This is a genomic window from Stenotrophomonas sepilia (assembly GCF_003244875.1).
Taxonomy (GTDB): Bacteria; Pseudomonadota; Gammaproteobacteria; order Xanthomonadales; family Xanthomonadaceae; genus Stenotrophomonas; species Stenotrophomonas sepilia.
This window is the reverse complement of the sequence record NZ_LXXZ01000072.1, coordinates 45,337-63,410: the sequence shown is the minus strand read 5'-3', so window position 1 is coordinate 63,410 and position 18,074 is coordinate 45,337. Positions and strand designations below refer to the sequence as shown.

Below are 18,074 nucleotides of genomic sequence, written 5' to 3'. Positions count from 1 at the left end.
AGCCAGGAGCAGTCGAGCATGGCTCGACGCTACAAAAGGCATCCACGCATGGCGTGGATCTACGGTGTCGACCAAGGTCGACAGCTACCAGAGCGAGATCGGTGCCGACCAACGGTCGGCACCCACCACCAGCCGCGTGAAACTGTCGAAGGCGGGGTGGGTCCGGTTGCGGGGGCGTGAGCCGCATGGATGCGGCGACCGAGCTTACAGGGACGTACTTGCAGCGTCCCCCGCAACCGGACCCACCCCCGCCATCCCACGGAATGCACGCTGTTGCTGTTGCTGTTGCTGTTGCTTCGGCTTCTGCGGGTGCAGGGCGCAGCCCTGCCAACAAACCCCAACCCTCAGAACATCAGGTTGATCATCAGCACCACCACGCAGGTGTAGATCAGCGACAGTGGGCCGCCGACCCGCCACATCTCGCGCGGGGTGTAGTTGGCCGGGCCAGTGATCATCGAGATCACCGGGTTGGAGGCCGTCATCAGGTTGTTGGACGCTGACAGCGCCACGATCAGCGCGAACGCGGTCGGGTTGCCCCCCGCTGCCAGTGCCAGGTTCACCGCGATCGGCACCATCACGATGGTCGCACCCACATGGCTGATCACCAGCGAGAACGCCGTGGTCAGCAGCGCCAGCGCCACCTCCAGCACCCACACCGGAATGCCGGTCGGCAGCTTGTCGATGGTATGGCCGGCCACCCATGCGGCCGCGCCGCTGGAGTCCATCGCCCAGCCAAGCGGAATCAGCCCGGCCATCATGAACACCGTCTTCCAGTTGATCGAGGCATACGCCTCGTCCATGCGCAGCACGCCGGTCAGCAGCATGCCGGCCACGCCGGTCATCAGCGTCAGCGCCACCGGCAGCTTGCTGGTCAGCGCGATCAGGATGGTCAGCGCGAAGATCGCCATCGCAATCTTGAACTTGTGCGGGCGCTGCTCGCCGGTCGGGTAGTCGGTCACTACCACGAAGTCACGGCTGCGCGCGGCCTGCGCCAGGTCGGTCCAGATGCTGTGGAACACCAGCATGTCGCCGGCGCGCAGCTGCACGTCGCGCACGTCCTCGCGGATCACCTGCTTGTCGCGGTTGATCGCCAGCAGGCTGATGCCGCGCTCCTTGCGCAGGCGCAGATCGGCCGCACTCTTGCCGATCACGTTCGAGGTCGGTGGCACCACTGCCTCGGAAATGCCGGCACGGCTGGGGTTGAACAGGTCACCCAGGTGCTTCAGGCGCGAGGACATGCGCAGGAACTGGTTCTGCGCGAAGTCGCTGATCTGCTGGCGCGGTCCCATCGCACCGAGCACGCTGCCGACCCAGATGCGCATCTCCGCCGGCGGCGCCAGGCGGGTGTCGTTGCCGGTCTTCAGGGCCAGCAGCAGTGGCGCATCGTGCAGGGTCTCGGCCTCGCCCAGGGTCATGCCCACCAGCGGGCTCTCGGCGGTCACCACCAGCTCGAACACATCGCCTTCGATGCCATAGGTCTTGGCGAAGTAGCTCTCGGTGCGCGCCGGGGTGACCCCGTCATTGACCAGGCTTTCCTCTTCGATCAGCTTGCGGTCGCCGTAGTAGCGGAAGTACAGCAACGAAGCGATCAGCAACGCCACGCCGATCGGCAGCGGCGCGAACATGCGCAGCGGCTCGATGGTGGCCAGGCCGGAAGGCAGGTTGTTGTTGGCCGAGGCCAGCAGATCGTTCAGCAGGATCAGCGGCGAATTGCCGACCATGGTCAGCGCGCCGCCCATCACGATCGCCGCCGAGATCGGCAGCAGCAGGCGCTGCATCGTCAGCCCGGTGCGCGCCGCCAGTCGCGAGGCGACCGGCAGATACAACGCCATCACCGACGGGTTCTGCATGAAGGACGAGTTCAGGCCGGCGATGGCGGTGGTCATCATCAGCAGCCGTTGCTCGACGCCGTGGCCGCGCCGCAGCAGCCAGGCCGCCAGCCGGTTCAGGGCCCCGGTGCGGTCCAGGCCCGCACCGAGGATGGTGGTAGCGATGATGCTCATCACCGCGTTACCGGAGAAACCGCCGAAGATCTCCTCCGGCGCGATCAGGCCGGTGACACCGAGCACCACCAGCACCACCAGCGCCACCACGTCAGCGCGGATGCGCTCGAACAGGAACATCGCCATCGTGAAGCCGACCAGCCCGAGCACGAGCTTCATGTCGTTGGTCAGCGTCAGCGCGGTATCCATGTGGGGCGCGGCGTCCTCAGGCGATCGTCAGGTGCGGTCGTACAACAGGTCCCAGACGCCGTGGCCGAGCTTCTGGCCGCGGGTCTCGAAGTGCGTCTGCGGGCGCCAGTCCGGGCGCGGCACGCTGCCCCGCGGGCCGGCGCGGTTGACCAGGCCGGCGGTGGCGTCGAGCACGTCCCACATCTGCTCGGCGTAGTCTTCCCAGTCGGTCGCGCAGTGCAGGCGGCCCCCCGGGCGCAGCTTGCGCACCAGCAGTTCGGCGAATGCCGGCTGCAGCAGGCGGCGCTTGTTGTGGCGCTTCTTGTGCCACGGGTCCGGGAAGTAGATGCGCACTTCATCGAGCGCGCCGTCGGCGATCTCGTTCTGCAGCACTTCCACCGCGTCGTGGTGGTACAGGCGCACGTGGTCGGCATTGTCCTCGGCCAGCGCGTTCAGCAGCCGGCCCACGCCCGGGGCGTGCACCTCGATGCCGATGTAGTCGCGCGATGGGTCGTGCTGGGCGGCGAACCGCAGCGCGGCACCATTGCCGAAGCCGATCTCCAGCACCTTGTGTGCCGGGCGGCCGAAGGTGGCGTCCAGGTCACGCGGCTGGCCGTTGTAATCGATGCCGAAGCGCGGCCAGCGTTCGTCGAATGCGCGCTGCTGGGCGGGAGTGAAACGGCCCTGGCGCAACACGAAGCTGCGCACCTCGCGGCGGCCCTCGCTCACGGTGAAGGGCTTGGGCGGGGCCTTGGAACCGGCGCTGTCAAAAGGATTGGTCATCAGCCGATCAGCCCGTCCACCGGCGAGGAGGCGCTGGCGTAGCGCTTGCGCGGGATGCGCCCGGCCAGGAAGGCCTCGCGGCCGGCCTCGACCGCCTTGCGCATCGCGCTGGCCATCAGCACCGGGCTGCGCGCACCGGCAATGGCGGTGTTCATCAGCACGCCGTCGCAGCCCAGCTCCATCGCGATCGCCGCGTCCGACGCGGTACCCACGCCGGCATCAACGATGATCGGCACCTTGGCGTCTTCGATGATCTGCAGCAGGTTGTACTTGTTCTGGATGCCCAGGCCCGAACCGATCGGCGCGGCCAGCGGCATCACCGCAGCGCAGCCGATCTCTTCCAGGCGCTTGGCCAGGATCGGGTCGTCGGAGGTATAGACCATCACCTCGAAACCGTCCTTGACCAGCTGCTCGGCAGCCTTCAGGGTCTGCATCACGTCCGGGTAGAGGGTCTTCTGGTCGCCCAGCACTTCCAGCTTGGTCAGGTTGTGGCCGTCCAGCAGCTCACGGGCCAGGCGGCACGTACGCACCGCGTCCTCGGCGGTGTAGCAGCCGGCGGTGTTGGGCAGGATGGTGAAGCGCTCCGGCGGCAGCACGTCCAGCAGGTTCGGCTCGCCCGGGTTCTGCCCGATGTTGGTGCGGCGGATGGCCACGGTGACGATCTGGGCGCCAGCGGCCTCGGTGGCCAGGCGGGTTTCTTCCAGGTCCTTGAACTTGCCGGTGCCGGTCAGCAGCCGCGAGCCATAGGTCTTGCCGGCGATCACCAGCGAATCGGGGTAGACATGAACGTTCATGGCGCGATTATCGCTTATCCGCCTGAAGATGGGGTCACGCAATGGCGTGCCGGCCGCGGATCGGTATGGGTAGTGCCGGCCGCTGGCCGGCAAATGCAGGGTGCCTGACAGCGTCGGATTGCCGGCCAGCGGCCAGCACTGCGCGGATAGGTCTCAGCCCCCACCCAGCGCGTGCACGATCTCCACCACGTCGCCCTCGGCCAGGACGTGCTCGCCGTGGCGGCTGCGGCTGACGATTTCGCCGTTGACCTCGACCGCGACCCGGCGTTGCAGCAGCTGCTCTGCCTGCAGCAGATCGTGGAGGGTCGCCGAGGCGGGCAGGGTACGGGGTTCGCCGTTGAGCTGGATGTTCATCGCCGCATTGTCGCCTATGGCCTTCGCGGATCGGAACCCTTGCAAATTGCCTCGGCCGCCAGCCCCGGCACAGCGTTGTCCGACGCTGCCGGGCGACAATCCATGCGGCGGCGCAGCGTGAGCAAAAGGCGGCGCAGTGAAACCATTCACCGTGCGCCGGCGTACGTCCGCCGGGTCCTCAACGATATCCCCACAGGAGTTTCTTACATGCTGCTCAGCAAACGCCCGATCCGCTCCCTGATGGCGGCCGCGATCGCGCTGGCCGCGGTTCCGGCCATGGCAGGCGAATCCCCGTATTCCAAGGCCGTGTTCTTCGGCGACAGCCTGACCGATGCCGGCTATTTCCGCCCGCTGCTGCCGGCCGATGTGCGTCCGGTCACCGGCCAGTTCACCACCAACCCGGGTTGGGTGTGGGCGCAGCAGGTCGCCAACTACTATGGCCTCAATGGCGCCGCCAACGGCAACGGCCAGAGCGGTGACAACTATGCAGTCGGCGGTGCCCGCGTGTCGGTGGACGAGGCCGGTGGCCTGGGCGTGATTCCGTCGCTGAAGTCGCAAGCAACCCGCTACCTTGCCGCGAACGGTGGCAAGGCTGACGGCAACGCCCTGTACACCGTATGGGGAGGCGCCAATGATCTGTTCGCGGCCACCCGTGCGGCGGCAGGTGGCGCGTCGCAGGCCCAGGTGCAGGGCATCATCGGCGCAGCGGTCACCGACCAGATCGCGCTGGTGGGTGCGCTGAAGCAGGCCGGCGCCCAGTACGTGCTGGTACCAAACCTGCCGGATGTGGGCATCACCCCACAGTTCCGCGGCCCCAATGCCGCCGCCGCCACCGCACTGTCGGCCGGCTACAACAAGGCCCTGTACGGTGGCCTGAAGCAGGCGGGCATCGAGTTCATTCCGCTCGATACCTTCAGCATCCTGCGTGAAGTGACCGCCAACCCGGGCATGTACGGTTTCACCAACGTCACCAGCACCGCCTGCAAGATCGATCCGGCCAACTCGACGCAGAGCATCCTGACCTGCAACCCGACCAGCTACGTCAGCCCGGATGCGGCCAACACCTACCTGTTCGCCGATGGCGTGCACCCGACCACCGCCGGCCATCAGCTGCTGGGCCAGTACGCAGTCTCGGTGCTGGAAGCGCCGCGCCTGCAGCAGGTGCTGAGCCACTCGGCGCAGACCATCGGCCGCTCGCGCGCCGATCAGGTCAGCATGCACCTGGGCGGTCGTCCGGCTGACGGCCTGTCCTGGTGGGGTGGCGTGCGGGGCGACCTGCAGCGCTACGACCACGCCGACCTGTACGACGGGCTGGCCCCGGCCGGCCTGTTCGGTATCGACTGGGCACGCGACGGCATGGTGTTCGGCGGCTTCGCCGGTTTCGGTCGCCTCAACGCCGACTTCGGCAACAACCGCGGCGACTTCACCCAGAAGGACACCTCGGCCGGTCTGTTCGCTGGCTGGTACGGCGACCGCATCTGGGTGAACGGTCAGGTCAGCTACACCTGGCTGTCCTATGACGTGAACCGCAAGGTCCAGCTGGGCCCGGCCACCCGTGAGCATGGTGGTTCGCCGGACGGCAGCAACCTGACCGCCGCCCTGAACGCCGGTTACGAGTTCGGCACCGAAGGCGGCTTCCGCCACGGCCCGATCGCTTCGGTGATCTGGCAGAAGGTGAAGATCGACGGTTACACCGAAAGCGCCGCGGCCGGCACCCTGGCCACTGCACTGGGCTATGACCGCCAGAACGTCGATTCGACCGTCGGCCGCATCGGCTGGCAGGCCCGCTTCGATGGCGGCACCCTCAAGCCGTATGCGCAGGTGACCTACGACCACGAGTTCGAGGACACCAAGCAGGCCAGCGCCTGGCTGCAGACCCTGCCGGAACTGGGCAGCTACCGCGTGCCGGGCCTGAAGTTCGACAAGAACTACGCCACCGTCGTGCTGGGTGCCCGCACCGAACTGTTCGGCCTGCAGAGCAACTTCGGCCTGAGCGCGTCGACCGGCCAGAAGCGCGCGCAGGACGCCACCCTGTTCGCCAACTTCAGCGGCACGTTCTAAGCAGCAACCGCCGGGGTCGGATCCCTTTCCGCAAGGAAAGGGCTCTGACCCCTCGCGGATGCGGTAGCCGCCATTGCGCAACACCGGGCCAACCGCATAGACTTTCACCGCGCACTGCGGGCGTAGCTCAATGGTAGAGCTGTAGCTTCCCAAGCTACTGACGTGGGTTCGATTCCCATCGCCCGCTCCATGTCTCACAAGGGTTTGCGGCACATTTAGGCGCTCCGCAATCTCCGGACCGCTCCGCAATTCAGCGCGTGGGAGTGGCCTTCGAGCCTCTCTTCTTCCGCACATAGATTTCGGTCGTGGTGACCGATGAATGCCCCAGCTGGGCTTGCGCCTCGCGAATGTCCTTTGCCGAATCGGCCTTGTCCGTACCCGCCTTGGCGCGGAGATCCCGGAACTGGAATTCCCCTTTTGCAATACCCGCCGCCTCCCTGGCCTTGTCGAACCGGTAGCGGAGCGCCGCCCGACCGAGGGCCAGGCCGTCATCGTCCACGATCAGCCGCGTGCTGTAGACCTTCTCTCGCCCGTTCGGGCACTTCTCCCCCTTACGCTTTGCAATGCGCTCGAGCAGTGCAGCCAGCTCGCCCGTGATCTCCATGGTGACGCGGTTGCTGGTCTTCGACTGCTGGATGATGAGGCCGCGCGCTGTGACCTGGCGCACGTCCATGGACCACACGTCGCCGACGCGCTGGCCGGTCAGATAGGCCAGGTCCATGGCGTCGCGCAGAGCTGCGTCGGCGTGTGCATAGACGGCCCGGAAAGAGTCATCGTCCACGTACACGTCCCGACCGGCTTCCTTGTTGCGCCGAATACCCTCGCATGGGTTGGGTAGATCGGTAATACCTTTGCCGCGCGCCCAGTTCCAGATATGCGAGAACAGCGACACCTCTCGGTTCGCGATCACTTTCGCCTTCCGCCAATCCAGATACTGCCGGATGTTGATCGGGCGGATGGCTTCAAACGGCGCCGGCGGCGCGTCGAAGTAGCTCAGCAGCGCGGTGATGCAGCGATTGTTGAGGCGCTGGGTGGTGACGGCCTTGGTAGGAACCACCTCGGCGCGGTAGCGATCGGCAACGTGCCGGAAGGTCACGACGGCCGCTGCGGGGATCGTGCTCGCGTGTTCGATCTCGGCCCATCGCTTGATGGCCACGCCGTAGTCGCTGCCGAGGGGTGTTTCGCGCCTCGGCTTACCGCCGTGGTCATAGTAGTAATGGGTCACGCCCGATTTCTGCTTGCGTGGCCTGAACCGGGGGATTGCCCCCGGCTTACTCGGTTTCCGTCCCATTTCAAGCGACCTTGCTGGAAGTCCATGTCGGCGGCGCCTTTGGTGCATGCGCCGTTCCCTCAACGCTGGAGCGCAGCACGACCGGCCAGTCGTGCGCGTCCAGGTAGTGCTTGATCCCGTTCTTGCGGAGAAATGCCGCCTGGCGCGCGCGCTGTGGCGTGCGGCACAGGCCGGTGATCTCGTCCCGCGACAAGTACATGTCAGATGGCACTGGCCACCTTCCCTCCGCCTGCCATCACCAGGCGCATCTGTACGACGTTGTCGGCAACAGCTGCCGGCGACGGTGCCCGCACGCTGCGCGCCGGACGGTTGAGCCGGCGCCATGCTGCGATGGCCTTGTCGGGGTCGGCATGCTTGCTGGTCGATCTGCAGGCGCACTCGACCAGGTGGCCACCGCCGGCGGAGGCGCAGCGCTTGTCGTGGATGTGGCGCGCGCGGTGGCCGGCGGCGCAATTCGGCAACCCTTCCGGGTGGCTGATATGTTCCTGGGTCATGGCTTCTTGCACTCCTCGATGTGGGCCTGGAGCTTTTCCAGGAGGAAGGCGGCTTGGGCTGCACGGTGGCGGCGGTCGTAGGCGTTGAGGTTGGGCGGCGCGTCCCTGAGCCACTCCAGTGGCTCGACCAACCATTTCGGATCGAACGGGAGCAGGGTTCGCGGATCGACCTTCTTGACCAGCGGGGAACAATCGGGGCCGGCCCAGTCCTCGGGATCGCCGCACCTGGTGCACACGCCTGCCTTGAACGCGTGGTCGCGCTCCGGCTGGATGACGCGCGGGGTTTCCCACAGAGCGCGCACGACCCAGCCGCGCTTCGCGGCGTGATAGAAGTGCTCAGGGGTGGCAGTCACCCAGCACCCGGGCCCCACGTCGTTTTTGTTGCGGTACTCCCAGCGCACGGGCGGTTGCGAGTACAGCTCCTGCAGGAGGGTGTCGCTCCACTCGCGAACCTGGTCGGCAGAGATTGGCGCGCCGGCGGCGCCCAGGCGGCGCATGGTGGTGACGACCGCTGCGACAGGCGACGATGCCTTGGTGGCCTCGACAACGGTTGCCGGGGAAACGGGAAGGTCTGCGGTCATGCCGTTGCCTCCTGTGCGGCGTGGATCTGCTGTCCGATCCACTGGATTACGGGAATGGCGAAGCTATTGCCGAGCAACCGGTAGCGTGGTCCGTCGGCCATCAGGGGACCGCCATCCATTCCGCCTGAGTGGCGCTGCAGGTAGTCGGCATAGTGCGAATCAGGCTCGTTCTTCCGTTGCTTGCGGGGCTTGCCAAGCTTCGGCACCAGGGTCCAGTCATCCGGCGCGCCCTGTAGGCGTTCGCACTCGCGTGGGGTGAGACGGCGCACCTGGTTGGGCATGTATCCAACAGCCTGGACCTCGGCGCGCGCCTCAATCGTGTATGCGTGCTCGGATTGCACGCCGACACCGTCCGGGCCGCTGGCCGGGTTTAAACGCGTAGCGCCTGCCTGGATCGCGTAAGCAACGGCCACCTGTCCGCCTGCGTTTGCGTGGCTGCCCTGATGTCCCATCGTGCGCAAAGTGTGAGCCACATGTTCGCTCACGCTTCTAGCGGGGTCACTATCCTTGCATCCGAACGCCAGATAGGTTGTTTGCTTCATTCCTGGCTGCGCGGCGAGAGCTCCCGCCACGGCTACCTCGCGAACTTCGTCGCGTTGGTTCTGCGTAAAGGCAACTGGCACCAATGGCGTACCACGCCCAGTCCCGTCCTCACTTGCGTCAAAGCCCTCAGCACGCAGGGTATGCGCCACTGCCGGGATCAACAGGCCAGCGTGCGCGTCCTGTTGGGTCGCGCTGCCAGCGCCCTTCGGATGGGCGCTCAACGTCCCAGCGACTAAGCCGCCTTGGCACTCGAAGTCGGTTCCGAGACCGCCGCCTCCTTGAGTGCGCGCGCTAAGGGTGCCGGTAACGCTTTCCCCCGTGTCGCGGCGCGGCGCAGAATTCCCGCGCAGGCCGTCGCGCTCAAGAAGTACCGGGGGTCTATCGGACCAGTTTCCAGTATCGAGGACAGCGAACACGCGACGGCGCCGCTGCGCCACTCCGAACCACTGCGCGTCAAGCACGGACCATTCGACCAGGCCGTTGTCACCCAGCGCAACGCCTTCGGATCCCCAGCCACCTGCGGGGACAGGGAGCTCGGATCCTGCCATTGCACCAACCACGACAGCAAAGTCTCGCCCCTGGTTGCTGCTGAAGGCCCCTGGGACGTTCTCCCACACGAGCCAGCGTGCTCCGCAAAAATGTCGAGCTGCATTGAAGATCCTCATCTGATGGTGGAAAAGGCTGGAGCGAGCCCCAGCGAGGCCGGCGCGACGGCCCGCGATGGACAAGTCCTGGCAGGGACTGCCGCCGATCAGAACGTCGAACGCGCCAAGAGCTGCGACTTGTTCCTCGGTGATCTCTGTGACGCTTCCGAGGTTCGGCACATGGGACAAGCGGTGGCGCAGCAGTGCGCATGCAGCCGGTTCGATCTCGGCGACGCCAACGCACGTCCACCCCAGCGGAGCCCACGCAAGGTGAGCCGCTTCCATGCCGGAGAAAAGGGACAGATACTTCAATGGATACCTCGTAGTAGGTACGTGTCACAATGCGCGAAATTTGTGGACCAGGAATCCAAATGGACCTTCTGAGAAGCCGCGTTCTAGTGAGCATCGTTTCGGCAGGCATTGGTGCAGGTTTGGTAATGCTTGTGCTCGGGGTGCCAAGGCTCTGGACGGCGGAGGCAGCTGGCTGGGCGTCCGCAGTTGCGACAACCGGAGCCGCTTTCGTTGCGCTCTATGTCGGCTTGCTTCCGTCTCGGCAGTCGGCAAAAGCACGTCAGAAAATCGCAGATAGTGTCTTGAAGCTCTTGGTTGCGGAGGCGACGGAACAGTCGTTCTACGTCAGCTGCTCCGTCGCATATCTGAGCAGGAGTGACGTCATCGGTGCAGGCTTTAACCATGCGAGGAAGTTCGCTGAGCGAATGGACGCAGAGCCATTTAAGGAAGCGCTCCCGTACTTCGATGCGCTGCCACCTGAAATCGTCGAACTGATTACGATTGCAATTGTCACCATTCAACGAAACACACGTCTCATATCGGCAACGCCCGAGTCCGCTGCTACGGCAACGCTGGGAAGTGAGACCCTCACCATGGCCAAAAGTCTCAAAAAGGTCATGGACTCGCTTGACGATTTTCGGCGCGCAGCAGGTCACATCATTGGCCAACCGCCCAAAGACCACCCAGATCGAGTCTCGAACCTGGTAGACGCGTGGGCGGCCGCCGCCCGCACTTTCGTGGATTTGCAAGTCAAATCGTAGAAGTGCGTCGCGAGCGGTCCCGGAGGCGCAAGTCCCGGCCAGCGCTTTGTTCGGCGCGGCTACATCCGAACTGGCCACACCGCACGGCGATCGGCCGCTCACAGTCGCGTCTCCTGGGCGCGCGCAGGGGCTGAGCTGTGCGCGGCGAGGTGTTCCCAGCGTTCCGCTTCGCCCACGTAGTACGCGTGGCGTTCCTGCCTGACGGTGGCGGTGAACTGCACGTCGTGCAGTGCACGCTCTGCTGCGGCGCGGTTGGCCGCTGCCATGCGGGCTGGGTCGTGATCGAAGATGTCGAGCTGGTTACGCACGCTGGACTCCTGGAATGGGTTGCCGGCTGCTGGAACCCGGCCGGCGCGGGTTCCCTGCGCTACAGGGGGAGAGCGCAGGGCAGGGGGTCAGTGGGTGTCGTCGGCGGGCAGCGGTGTGGGCGCTCTCTCTGCCGCGCGCTGGCGCATCTCGTCGCGGAACGCGGGCCAGTTGCGCCGCAGGTCGCGCACGCCGCACCAGGTGAAGAAGACAACGCCAGCACCAAAGGGTGGGAGGAGGGAGCCGGCACCGGTGTAGATGGCGCGCGCGAGCAGCGCCAGCAGCAGGCCGACGACGACGGCGCAGTAGAAGGGCAGGGCCAGGTGGCGCATTAGGCTGCTCCGCTTTGTGCGCGCGCTGCGCGGCGAGCCGCAGCGACAGCCCCGGCTGCGCTCTTGCCCTGCCGCAGGACGGCATTGGCGGCGATGCTGGAGGCGATGACGACCTGGTAGGGGAGGAGGCCCCAGCGGCGCCCGGCGCGGGCGACGATGCCGGCGGCTGCAGCGGCGCGCTGAGCGTTGGAGTGGTGGGCGAGGGCGGCGCTCATGCGGCTTCGCCCTGGAGCGCAGCGCGGAGCTGCTTGGCTGCCGCCTGCAGCTGATGAGCGTGCTGTTCCGCTTCGTCGGCGGTGAGGTGCAGGCGGGCAGCGCCCATGTCTGCGATGACGCGTTCGCTGACGTGGTCAGCGGTGACTTTTATCTCTGCCGATCGGCAGCCCAAGGAAAGGGTGGCCATGCGTGATCTCCTGCGCCCGGCCCCGGGATGGGGTGGTGTTGGGCGACTGGAGGCAACGTTAGCTGCGCACTAATCGTTAGTCAACAGCTATCAGCTAACAATTTTATGAACGGGGCTGGTTCGCGTGCGACCACCCCTGATACGGCTGAGCAAGGCTAGGACACTAGTGTTCTAGGCACTTGTTCGTAATGGCTACGTAACTGTCAGCTGACGGAGCCTATCGAATGCTTGACCGTAGTGTGTATCGTGTGTATAGTTCACCACATGAAGAGCGCGGACCTAATCAAACTACTTGAAGCCAACGGATGGACGAAAAGTCGAAGCCGTGGCTCGCATCATGTTTATGTGCATGGACTCAATCCGAACATCATCACTGTTCCCCATCCCAAGAAAGATCTTGGAGTTGGTTTGGTGAACAACCTGAAGAAGCTTGCTGGATTGAAATAGTAGGACTGGATGTTTCGCGTTGTATGGATGAGAAGGTAGGAGAAGGTATATGCGTTATCCCATCATGATTGAAGCTGGAAACGAGAACACCGCTTGGAGCGTTGTTGTTCCGGATCTTCCTGGCTGCTATTCGGCTGGTGATACGTTGGACGAAGCAATGGCTGCTGCAGAAGAAGCTGCAGCAGCATGGATAGATGCGGCTTTAGATGCAGGTAGAGTCATACCTCGTCCCTCATCTGTTCAAGATGCTTTGGACAAAGGAGATTTCAGTGGCTGGATGGTTAGCTGTGTAACGATCGATCCTGCACTTTTAGACGACACCATTGAGAGGGTCAACATCAGCATTCCGAAGAGAGTTCTGATGAGAATCGATGCCAAGGCTAAAGAAGCCGGCGAGTCGAGATCTGGATATATCTCTCACTTGGCAGTTGGTTGATAGTTGTTCTAGAAAAAAGCCCCGCTATAGCGGGGCTTTTTTCGTTGTGTCCCAAATTGGGACGGTAGTGAGAACGCTCCCGCTGCTTAGAACTTCCGCAGCCCTGCGTGGATCAGCGCCTTCCCCAGGATGCTCACATCGCCAGGATCCGGCCTATAGGCCGGGAAGTCGGTGTTGACGCTTACGACGTAGAGACCGTCGCCGCGCTTCTGCAGCATCTTGATCTGCGTCTCGCCACCGATGTTGATCAGGTAGTAGTCATCGCCGTCGAAGTAGTCGCAGCTCGTGTCGATCCAGACAATGTCGCCGTCTTCGAGCTTGGGTTTCATCGACGGCCCACGGCCGGTGATGATCTGGATCCGGCCTGGCTTGGGTAGGTAACCGAGCTTCCTACGGACTTCCCATTCTGCGACCTCGATGGTCTTCACCACCTCTGGGTAGTCCTGGTTGACCATCCCTGCGCCCATTCCCGCACCCCCTTCAAACAAGTCGAAGCGAACATAGCCGGGGGGCGTCTCATTCTCCGGGATTGGTGAGACAGAAACCTCTCCGTCCTCACTCCACTGGGGCCGGTCCATCCAGCCGTGGTCCTTCCCTAATGCGGTGCTGATCTTCTTGGCCACATCGTCGCCGATGTACTTCCCGCCGAGCAGCTGGGAGACGTAGGACGCAGACAAGAACCCGCCCAACTGCGCGCCTTGGTCCCGGCGTCCCTTGATCCCCTTCATTTCAAGGGCCTCGATCAGGTGGCGAAAGTTGCGGCTGCGGATCTCTCGAATGTCCATCGCGGCAGGTTAGCTGGTAACTAATCGAATTCGTGCAGCTGCCAGCTTGCAATAAGCCGTTAGCTGTGGACTAATAGATGCCATGGACATGTCAGCCCTCGATAGAGCAGTTCAGTCGGCAGGGAGCCAGCAGGCTCTTGCTCAGCTTCTCGGCATCAAACCGCCGTCGGTATCCGGCTGGTACGACCGCTGTCGCGTTCCCGCAGAACGTTGCATCGCAATCGAGCTGGCCACTGGCGTCTCCCGCCACCAGCTCCGCCCTGACGTCTTTGGGCCAGATCCTGCGGAATCCCAGACCGAAGCAGTCGCGCAGCTGCGCGCAGAAATCGATAGCCGCATGAGCAAGCGCGCGCTGCGCGCCAAGCTCGGTATGGATAGCGACAAGCACCTGGCCACCCTGCTGCAGCTTCCCGTGGAAGAGGTAGAGGCGTGGCCGGAAGAGGGCGTCCTGCCCGCGCTGCCGCAGATCCAGCGTCTGCTCGGTGTTGAGACACAGGCCGCTGCTGAGCCCGCGAACGAGGATCCCGACGCGAATCGCATCGCCCCGGTCGACACCGCTTGAAAGGCCGTCCCTGGCCGTCGTCCCTGACTTGTTGATCTCCATGGCGCCCATCGTGCGCCACCCGGGCCCAGCCCGAAACCTTGAAACACAGCCTTCCCCAAGGTGACCCATGACCTGCCGCACATCCGCTCTCAACTGGCTCGACGTTCTCTACAACTCCGTGCGCAAGACGCCGGGTGGTGTCGTGGACGCGGCCGCTTTCCTGGCCGACCGCCGCGGCAAATCCATGCACCCGGAGACTCTGCGCGCGAAGTTGCGCGGGTTGGAGGGTGAGTCGGTGACGATGGAGATTGCCGAACTGCTGACCGAGTGGATGCAGGAGAAGGCAGGCGGCAGCGATTACGCCCTGGACTGGATGCAGGCGCTGGCCGGGCAGTTCGGCATGGCCGTCGCCACGGTTCCGCCGCCACCGGAGGGTGGTTGGTCGGACGAGATCGGCGCCATTCAGACGAAGCTGCTGGAGATCACCACGCGGGTGGGACGCCTGTCGGGCACTGCGGTGGATGCGATGGCCGACCGACATATCGACAGCGACGAAGCCAAGCTGATGGTGGAAGAGGCCAACTCGCTGATCACCATGGCGCACCGGCTGATCCGCAACGTGTCGCGCGCTGCAGCAAAGGGGAGGGCGCGTCGATGAACCACCCGGCCCGCTCCACCGATCCACAGTCCAGTCACATCGCCGCCGCCGCGCTCGCTGAAAGCGGCGCGCTGCGTTTCCAGCACGCCAAGACCGAGGCTGCGGTGATCCGCCACCCTGGCCAGAGCAGCCTGCACCTGTCGACGCTGACTGGCCTTGACCGCCACATGTTGGGTCGCCGACTGCCTGAGTTGGCCCGCGAGGGCCGCATTTGGCGCGGCCCGACCGCGCCGTGCGCCACCACCGGCAAGCCCGCATGCACCTGGTGGCCGGTTGCGCCGGGCGAGAACCTGACGCTGGGGCTCTGACATGTCGACCATCATCATGTCGCAGTGCTGGCCGCTGCAGGGCCTGAGCGTCACGCAGAAGGCTGTGTTGATCTCGCTGGCTGATCAGGCGAACGACGACGGCGTGTGCTGGCCGGCGGTGGGCACCATCGCCGCGCGCTGCTGCATGTCGGCGCGCGCTGTGCGTACGGCAATGGATCATCTGGAGGCCGTCGGCCTGCTGACCCGTGACCGCCGGTTCAACAGCAGCACGGTCTACAAGGTCACCCCGGCCAACTTCGACAAGGCCGCTGCGCCGTCGAAGGCTGGCCGCAAGTCAGGAAAAGCCGGTACTGCACCGGGCGCAGGGGCTGCGCCCCATGCAGGGGGTGCGCCCGCTGCAGGAGGGGATGCGCCCCATGCAGGGGGGGATGCACCGGGCGCAGGTCTAGGGGTGCGCCCCGTGCCGCCTAACCGTCATATAACCCTCAATGAACCGTCAGGAGAACCGTCATTTCCGGCGGGCCTGCCGGCCGCGCCGCTGGCGGTGGATTCCGAAGCCGACCTGCAGGCAGCGTGCCGTGCCACCTGGGCGGCTTACGCCAGCGCCTACCGTGACCGCCACGGTGTGGCACCGGTGCGCAACGCCAAGGTGAACAGCAACGTCCGGCAAATCGTGCAGCGCCTCGGCCACAGCGAGGCCCCGCTGGTGGCCGCGTGGTTCCTGACCGTCAACGAGCGCTACGTGGTGCAGAACATGCACGACCTGGGCGCGCTGCTGGCGAAGTGCGAGGCATACCGCACGCAGTGGGCCACCGGTCGGCAGGTGACCGAGGAGGCCGCGCGGCAGACCGACAAGACGCAGACCAATCTGAGCGCCGCCGACGCGGCCAAGGCTCTGCTGGCACAGCGGAGGGCGGCACATGCTGGGTAATCAGGAGCAGGATCGGCTGGTCGATCTGCTGGTGGCGACCGCCGAGGTGATTGGCGACCAGCTCAGCCCGAACGCCGCCGCCTACATGGTTTCGGATCTGGCGCAGTACCCGCTGCCGATGCTGGAGCGCGCGCTGGCGTCGTGCCGCCGGGAGCTGAAGGCGCGGCTTTCGCTGGCGGCGATCCTTGAACGCATCGAGGACGGCCACCCGGCACCGAATGAAGCATGGGCCAACGCGATCCGCGCCGCAGACGAAGGTGCGACCGTTGTGTGGACTGAGCAGACCCGCGATGCGTGGGCGGCGGCGCTGCCGCTGGTGCAGGCGGGCGACAAGATCGCTGCCCGGCCGGCATTCCTGGAGGTCTACACCCGGTTGGTGAAGGAAGCGCGCGCTGCACACCGCACGGCCACCTACCAGCTGTCCCTCGGCGGCGACGTGTCCGGTCGGGACAGCGTACTGCGGGAAGCGGTGGCCGCTGGCCAGCTGTCGAAGGAACAGGTGGAGGAGTACCTGGCCCTTCCGCCCGCCACCCCGGCCTTCGACCCGGTGGCGCTGCTGACCGGAACGGTTGAGGCATCGCCGACAGCGGACGACCGAACCCGTGCGCACCTGGCCGAGATCGTGGCGCTGCTGGAGGGCAAAGCCGCATGAGCCCCGACCACTTCAACGTCGAAGTGCGCCCTGTGAGCGAGCCGGTGGCCGAGGCGGGCTGGTATCTGGCCTACGGCTACGGGATCAAGCCGCTGGTGGTCTACGCGACGCGCGGGATGACTGTCTGGCGCGACGGCGTGCGGCGGATCCCGATCACCCGCTATGCGGGCCCGATCCCGGAGCTGCGCTGATGTGGTCGAACGCACCGCCGCCGACCAGGGAAGAAGCGGCCCGGATCAAGCTGGCCAAGACGGGACCGTGCATGGCCTGCCTGGCGCTGCAGATGCAGCAGCTACTGGAGCCGGAGCTGGTGGTTTACGGCTGCGACTACAACCACGCCAAGAGCGGAAACCTGCGGCGCGGTCACATGTTCGGCTACGCGCTCTGCAAATGGCACCACCAGCGCTACCCGATGGAGGGGAACACATTCGCGACGATGCGCCAGATCTACGGCCCGAGCCTGATGGATGGCTCGCGGACCTTCCACGAGACGTACGGCTCCGACGACGAGCTGATTGCAAACCAGACCTACATCAACGAACTGAGGGCGGCAGCATGAAGAAGACGAAGGCCGTCGCGCCGAGGATCAACCCCCAGCGTGCGGCCCGCGAGCGGCGGATGGACCACAACACGGTGTCCCGGCCCAAGCGAGCCAAGGCACGTGTGCTCGCCGATGGCCCGGCCGAGACGGTGGAGCAGTTCGAGGCACGCGGCGGGCAGGTGCAGCGCCTGACGGCCAGCTGGGACCGTGCGGCGTGACAGGTGCCGCAATGGAAGACAACCAAGCGCGATCGCGCGCTGTACGAGCAAACCACCAAGGGGAAGGCGCATGGGAATGAACGAGGCACGCGAACTGCTGTCGAGCCGGACGGGGCCGAGGGCATTGAGCTTCGACGGAAGCATCGGTGGACCGAGCACTGAGGAAATCTTGGCCGCCTTGGCGTACGTGCCGGCCGGCCTTGGTCGCGAACTACTGGAGGCCCTGTGGTGGCCGGAGAGTGGTCAGCGGAGGCGCGAGCAGCTGCGCCAGGCCGTAATCGCTTTGGTGGCACCGGAGTTCACCCGCCAGATGCATGCCCTGGCCGACGCCCGCACCGAGTTCGGCATCGCCAAGGCCAGCATAGGCTGGTGCGGCGGGATGGTCACCGATGCACAGCGACGCGAGCTGCGCCGCGCGGAGGCTGCGCTGGATGACGCGCGCGCTGCGGCATGGCCGAACAACACGATGGAGCAGCTTGGGGTTCTAGCTGGGGCGGTGATCGCGGAGATGGTCGGTGCATGCGAGTGCGATCGATGCGGCGGCAGGAGGGTTGTTCCAGATCCGGCAGGCGCAGGTGTAGTGAACTGCGGAGATTGCGGCGGAAGTGGCTGCGAACCTCTCAGTGGCCGAAAGCGAGCTGGCGCCATCGGTGCGGATTGGTCGGCATATAGCCGGTTCTGGCGGCCGGTCTATGAGTGGATGCTTGCCAACTTCCGCGCGGCCGAGGCGCGCGCTGCAAGACAGTTCAGCAAGGCACTCACGATGACGGCCTAACGATGACTT

General features: G+C 65.3%; 27 protein-coding genes and 1 tRNA gene. 14 read left to right on the top strand and 14 right to left on the bottom strand.

What is annotated here, in order from left to right; all coding sequences use genetic code 11:
• Window positions 1–344: 344 nt before the first annotated feature.
• The 4 genes from A7X97_RS15175 to thiS all read right to left on the bottom strand — a co-directional run bounded on the left by A7X97_RS15175 (window position 345) and on the right by thiS (window position 4,102).
• Window positions 345–2,192 carry an SLC13 family permease gene (locus A7X97_RS15175; RefSeq protein WP_005418803.1) on the bottom strand — a complete coding sequence of 616 codons (1,848 nt, stop codon included), beginning with the start codon at window positions 2,190–2,192 and terminating at the stop codon, window positions 345–347.
• Between the two features lie 27 nt (window positions 2,193–2,219).
• Window positions 2,220–2,954, bottom strand: coding sequence for a tRNA (guanosine(46)-N7)-methyltransferase TrmB (trmB, locus tag A7X97_RS15170; protein ID WP_053501092.1), 735 nt, complete (start codon window positions 2,952–2,954; stop codon window positions 2,220–2,222).
• Window positions 2,954–3,748, bottom strand: a complete 795-nt coding sequence (locus A7X97_RS15165; protein ID WP_111008150.1) for a thiazole synthase — start codon at window positions 3,746–3,748, stop codon at window positions 2,954–2,956. The genes trmB and A7X97_RS15165 overlap by 1 nt, the downstream gene beginning before the upstream one ends.
• A 153-nt stretch (window positions 3,749–3,901) precedes the next feature.
• Window positions 3,902–4,102 carry a sulfur carrier protein ThiS gene (gene thiS / locus A7X97_RS15160; RefSeq protein WP_005418796.1) on the bottom strand — a complete coding sequence of 67 codons (201 nt, stop codon included), beginning with the start codon at window positions 4,100–4,102 and terminating at the stop codon, window positions 3,902–3,904.
• A gap of 207 nt (window positions 4,103–4,309) precedes the next feature.
• Between thiS and A7X97_RS15155 the strand changes: the two genes are divergently transcribed.
• Both A7X97_RS15155 and A7X97_RS15150 read left to right on the top strand, forming a co-directional pair.
• Complete coding sequence (locus A7X97_RS15155) at window positions 4,310–6,163, top strand: autotransporter domain-containing esterase (protein WP_061479302.1); 1,854 nt, start codon at window positions 4,310–4,312, stop codon at window positions 6,161–6,163.
• Window positions 6,164–6,279: 116 nt separating this feature from the next.
• Window positions 6,280–6,353 (top strand) — tRNA-Gly (locus A7X97_RS15150).
• 60 nt (window positions 6,354–6,413) lie between these two features.
• On the opposite strand, the gene A7X97_RS15145 is transcribed toward A7X97_RS15150, so the two are convergent.
• The 5 genes from A7X97_RS15145 to A7X97_RS15125 are packed head-to-tail and all read right to left on the bottom strand — an operon-like array spanning window position 6,414 to window position 10,028.
• A complete protein-coding gene (locus A7X97_RS15145) occupies window positions 6,414–7,454 on the bottom strand; it encodes a tyrosine-type recombinase/integrase (protein WP_111008149.1) in 1,041 nt (346 codons plus the stop codon).
• A gap of 1 nt (window position 7,455) precedes the next feature.
• Complete coding sequence (locus A7X97_RS15140; RefSeq protein WP_005418789.1) at window positions 7,456–7,653, bottom strand: DUF4224 domain-containing protein; 198 nt, start codon at window positions 7,651–7,653, stop codon at window positions 7,456–7,458.
• A 1-nt stretch (window position 7,654) separates the two neighbouring features.
• A complete protein-coding gene (locus tag A7X97_RS15135; protein WP_111008148.1) occupies window positions 7,655–7,948 on the bottom strand; it encodes a hypothetical protein in 294 nt (97 codons plus the stop codon).
• Entirely contained in the window at window positions 7,945–8,529 is a 585-nt protein-coding gene (locus tag A7X97_RS15130) for a hypothetical protein (protein WP_111008147.1), read from the bottom strand. Before A7X97_RS15130 ends, A7X97_RS15135 begins: the two co-directional genes overlap by 4 nt.
• Window positions 8,526–10,028: a DNA cytosine methyltransferase gene (locus A7X97_RS15125; RefSeq protein WP_111008146.1), complete on the bottom strand. Its 1,503-nt coding sequence runs from the start codon at window positions 10,026–10,028 to the stop codon at window positions 8,526–8,528. Before A7X97_RS15125 ends, A7X97_RS15130 begins: the two co-directional genes overlap by 4 nt.
• 86 nt (window positions 10,029–10,114) lie before the next feature.
• Between A7X97_RS15125 and A7X97_RS15120 the strand changes: the two genes are divergently transcribed.
• Entirely contained in the window at window positions 10,115–10,768 is a 654-nt protein-coding gene (locus tag A7X97_RS15120) for a hypothetical protein (RefSeq protein WP_146260254.1), read from the top strand.
• A 98-nt stretch (window positions 10,769–10,866) separates the two neighbouring features.
• On the opposite strand, the gene A7X97_RS15115 is transcribed toward A7X97_RS15120, so the two are convergent.
• The 4 genes from A7X97_RS15115 to A7X97_RS15100 form a co-directional block, all read right to left on the bottom strand.
• A complete protein-coding gene (locus A7X97_RS15115; protein ID WP_065185287.1) occupies window positions 10,867–11,076 on the bottom strand; it encodes a hypothetical protein in 210 nt (69 codons plus the stop codon).
• An 87-nt stretch (window positions 11,077–11,163) separates the two neighbouring features.
• Window positions 11,164–11,406: a hypothetical protein gene (locus A7X97_RS15110; protein WP_111008145.1), complete on the bottom strand. Its 243-nt coding sequence runs from the start codon at window positions 11,404–11,406 to the stop codon at window positions 11,164–11,166.
• The gene (locus tag A7X97_RS15105) at window positions 11,406–11,621 is read right to left on the bottom strand and encodes a hypothetical protein (protein ID WP_111008144.1); all 216 of its coding nucleotides are present in this window, start codon (window positions 11,619–11,621) and stop codon (window positions 11,406–11,408) included. Before A7X97_RS15105 ends, A7X97_RS15110 begins: the two co-directional genes overlap by 1 nt.
• On the bottom strand, window positions 11,618–11,809 hold the full coding sequence (locus tag A7X97_RS15100) for a hypothetical protein (protein ID WP_111008143.1): 192 nt from the start codon (window positions 11,807–11,809) through the stop codon (window positions 11,618–11,620). Before A7X97_RS15100 ends, A7X97_RS15105 begins: the two co-directional genes overlap by 4 nt.
• A gap of 264 nt (window positions 11,810–12,073) precedes the next feature.
• Here A7X97_RS15100 and A7X97_RS15095 point away from each other — a divergent pair, with 264 nt between their 5' ends.
• Together A7X97_RS15095 and A7X97_RS15090 are read left to right on the top strand one after the other, a co-directional pair.
• A complete protein-coding gene (locus A7X97_RS15095) occupies window positions 12,074–12,256 on the top strand; it encodes a type II toxin-antitoxin system HicA family toxin (RefSeq protein ID WP_111008142.1) in 183 nt (60 codons plus the stop codon).
• Window positions 12,257–12,305: 49 nt separating this feature from the next.
• Window positions 12,306–12,692, top strand: coding sequence for a type II toxin-antitoxin system HicB family antitoxin (locus tag A7X97_RS15090; RefSeq protein ID WP_111008141.1), 387 nt, complete (start codon window positions 12,306–12,308; stop codon window positions 12,690–12,692).
• A gap of 86 nt (window positions 12,693–12,778) precedes the next feature.
• Here the strand turns inward: A7X97_RS15090 and A7X97_RS15085 are convergent, their stop codons facing one another.
• A complete protein-coding gene (locus tag A7X97_RS15085; protein ID WP_111008140.1) occupies window positions 12,779–13,477 on the bottom strand; it encodes a S24 family peptidase in 699 nt (232 codons plus the stop codon).
• A gap of 82 nt (window positions 13,478–13,559) precedes the next feature.
• Here A7X97_RS15085 and A7X97_RS15080 point away from each other — a divergent pair, with 82 nt between their 5' ends.
• The 9 genes from A7X97_RS15080 (at window position 13,560) to A7X97_RS15040 (ending at window position 18,065) form a co-directional block, all read left to right on the top strand.
• Window positions 13,560–14,039 (top strand): YdaS family helix-turn-helix protein, encoded by a 480-nt coding sequence (locus tag A7X97_RS15080; protein ID WP_111008139.1) that lies wholly within the window; start codon window positions 13,560–13,562, stop codon window positions 14,037–14,039.
• Between the two features lie 109 nt (window positions 14,040–14,148).
• Window positions 14,149–14,679, top strand: a complete 531-nt coding sequence (locus A7X97_RS15075; RefSeq protein WP_111008138.1) for a phage regulatory CII family protein — start codon at window positions 14,149–14,151, stop codon at window positions 14,677–14,679.
• Window positions 14,676–14,987, top strand: a complete 312-nt coding sequence (locus A7X97_RS15070) for a winged helix-turn-helix domain-containing protein (protein ID WP_111008137.1) — start codon at window positions 14,676–14,678, stop codon at window positions 14,985–14,987. Before A7X97_RS15075 ends, A7X97_RS15070 begins: the two co-directional genes overlap by 4 nt.
• A gap of 1 nt (window position 14,988) precedes the next feature.
• Window positions 14,989–15,879, top strand: a complete 891-nt coding sequence (locus tag A7X97_RS15065; protein ID WP_111008136.1) for a helix-turn-helix domain-containing protein — start codon at window positions 14,989–14,991, stop codon at window positions 15,877–15,879.
• Window positions 15,869–16,531, top strand: coding sequence for a hypothetical protein (locus tag A7X97_RS15060; protein ID WP_111008135.1), 663 nt, complete (start codon window positions 15,869–15,871; stop codon window positions 16,529–16,531). The genes A7X97_RS15065 and A7X97_RS15060 overlap by 11 nt, the downstream gene beginning before the upstream one ends.
• Window positions 16,528–16,722, top strand: a complete 195-nt coding sequence (locus A7X97_RS15055) for a hypothetical protein (protein WP_111008134.1) — start codon at window positions 16,528–16,530, stop codon at window positions 16,720–16,722. Before A7X97_RS15060 ends, A7X97_RS15055 begins: the two co-directional genes overlap by 4 nt.
• Window positions 16,722–17,090, top strand: a complete 369-nt coding sequence (locus tag A7X97_RS15050) for a Ref family recombination enhancement nuclease (protein ID WP_111008133.1) — start codon at window positions 16,722–16,724, stop codon at window positions 17,088–17,090. The genes A7X97_RS15055 and A7X97_RS15050 overlap by 1 nt, the downstream gene beginning before the upstream one ends.
• Window positions 17,087–17,290, top strand: a complete 204-nt coding sequence (locus A7X97_RS15045) for a hypothetical protein (RefSeq protein WP_111008132.1) — start codon at window positions 17,087–17,089, stop codon at window positions 17,288–17,290. Before A7X97_RS15050 ends, A7X97_RS15045 begins: the two co-directional genes overlap by 4 nt.
• Window positions 17,291–17,366: 76 nt before the next feature.
• Window positions 17,367–18,065: a hypothetical protein gene (locus A7X97_RS15040; protein WP_241887162.1), complete on the top strand. Its 699-nt coding sequence runs from the start codon at window positions 17,367–17,369 to the stop codon at window positions 18,063–18,065.
• The last annotated feature ends 9 nt before the right edge of the window (window positions 18,066–18,074 follow it).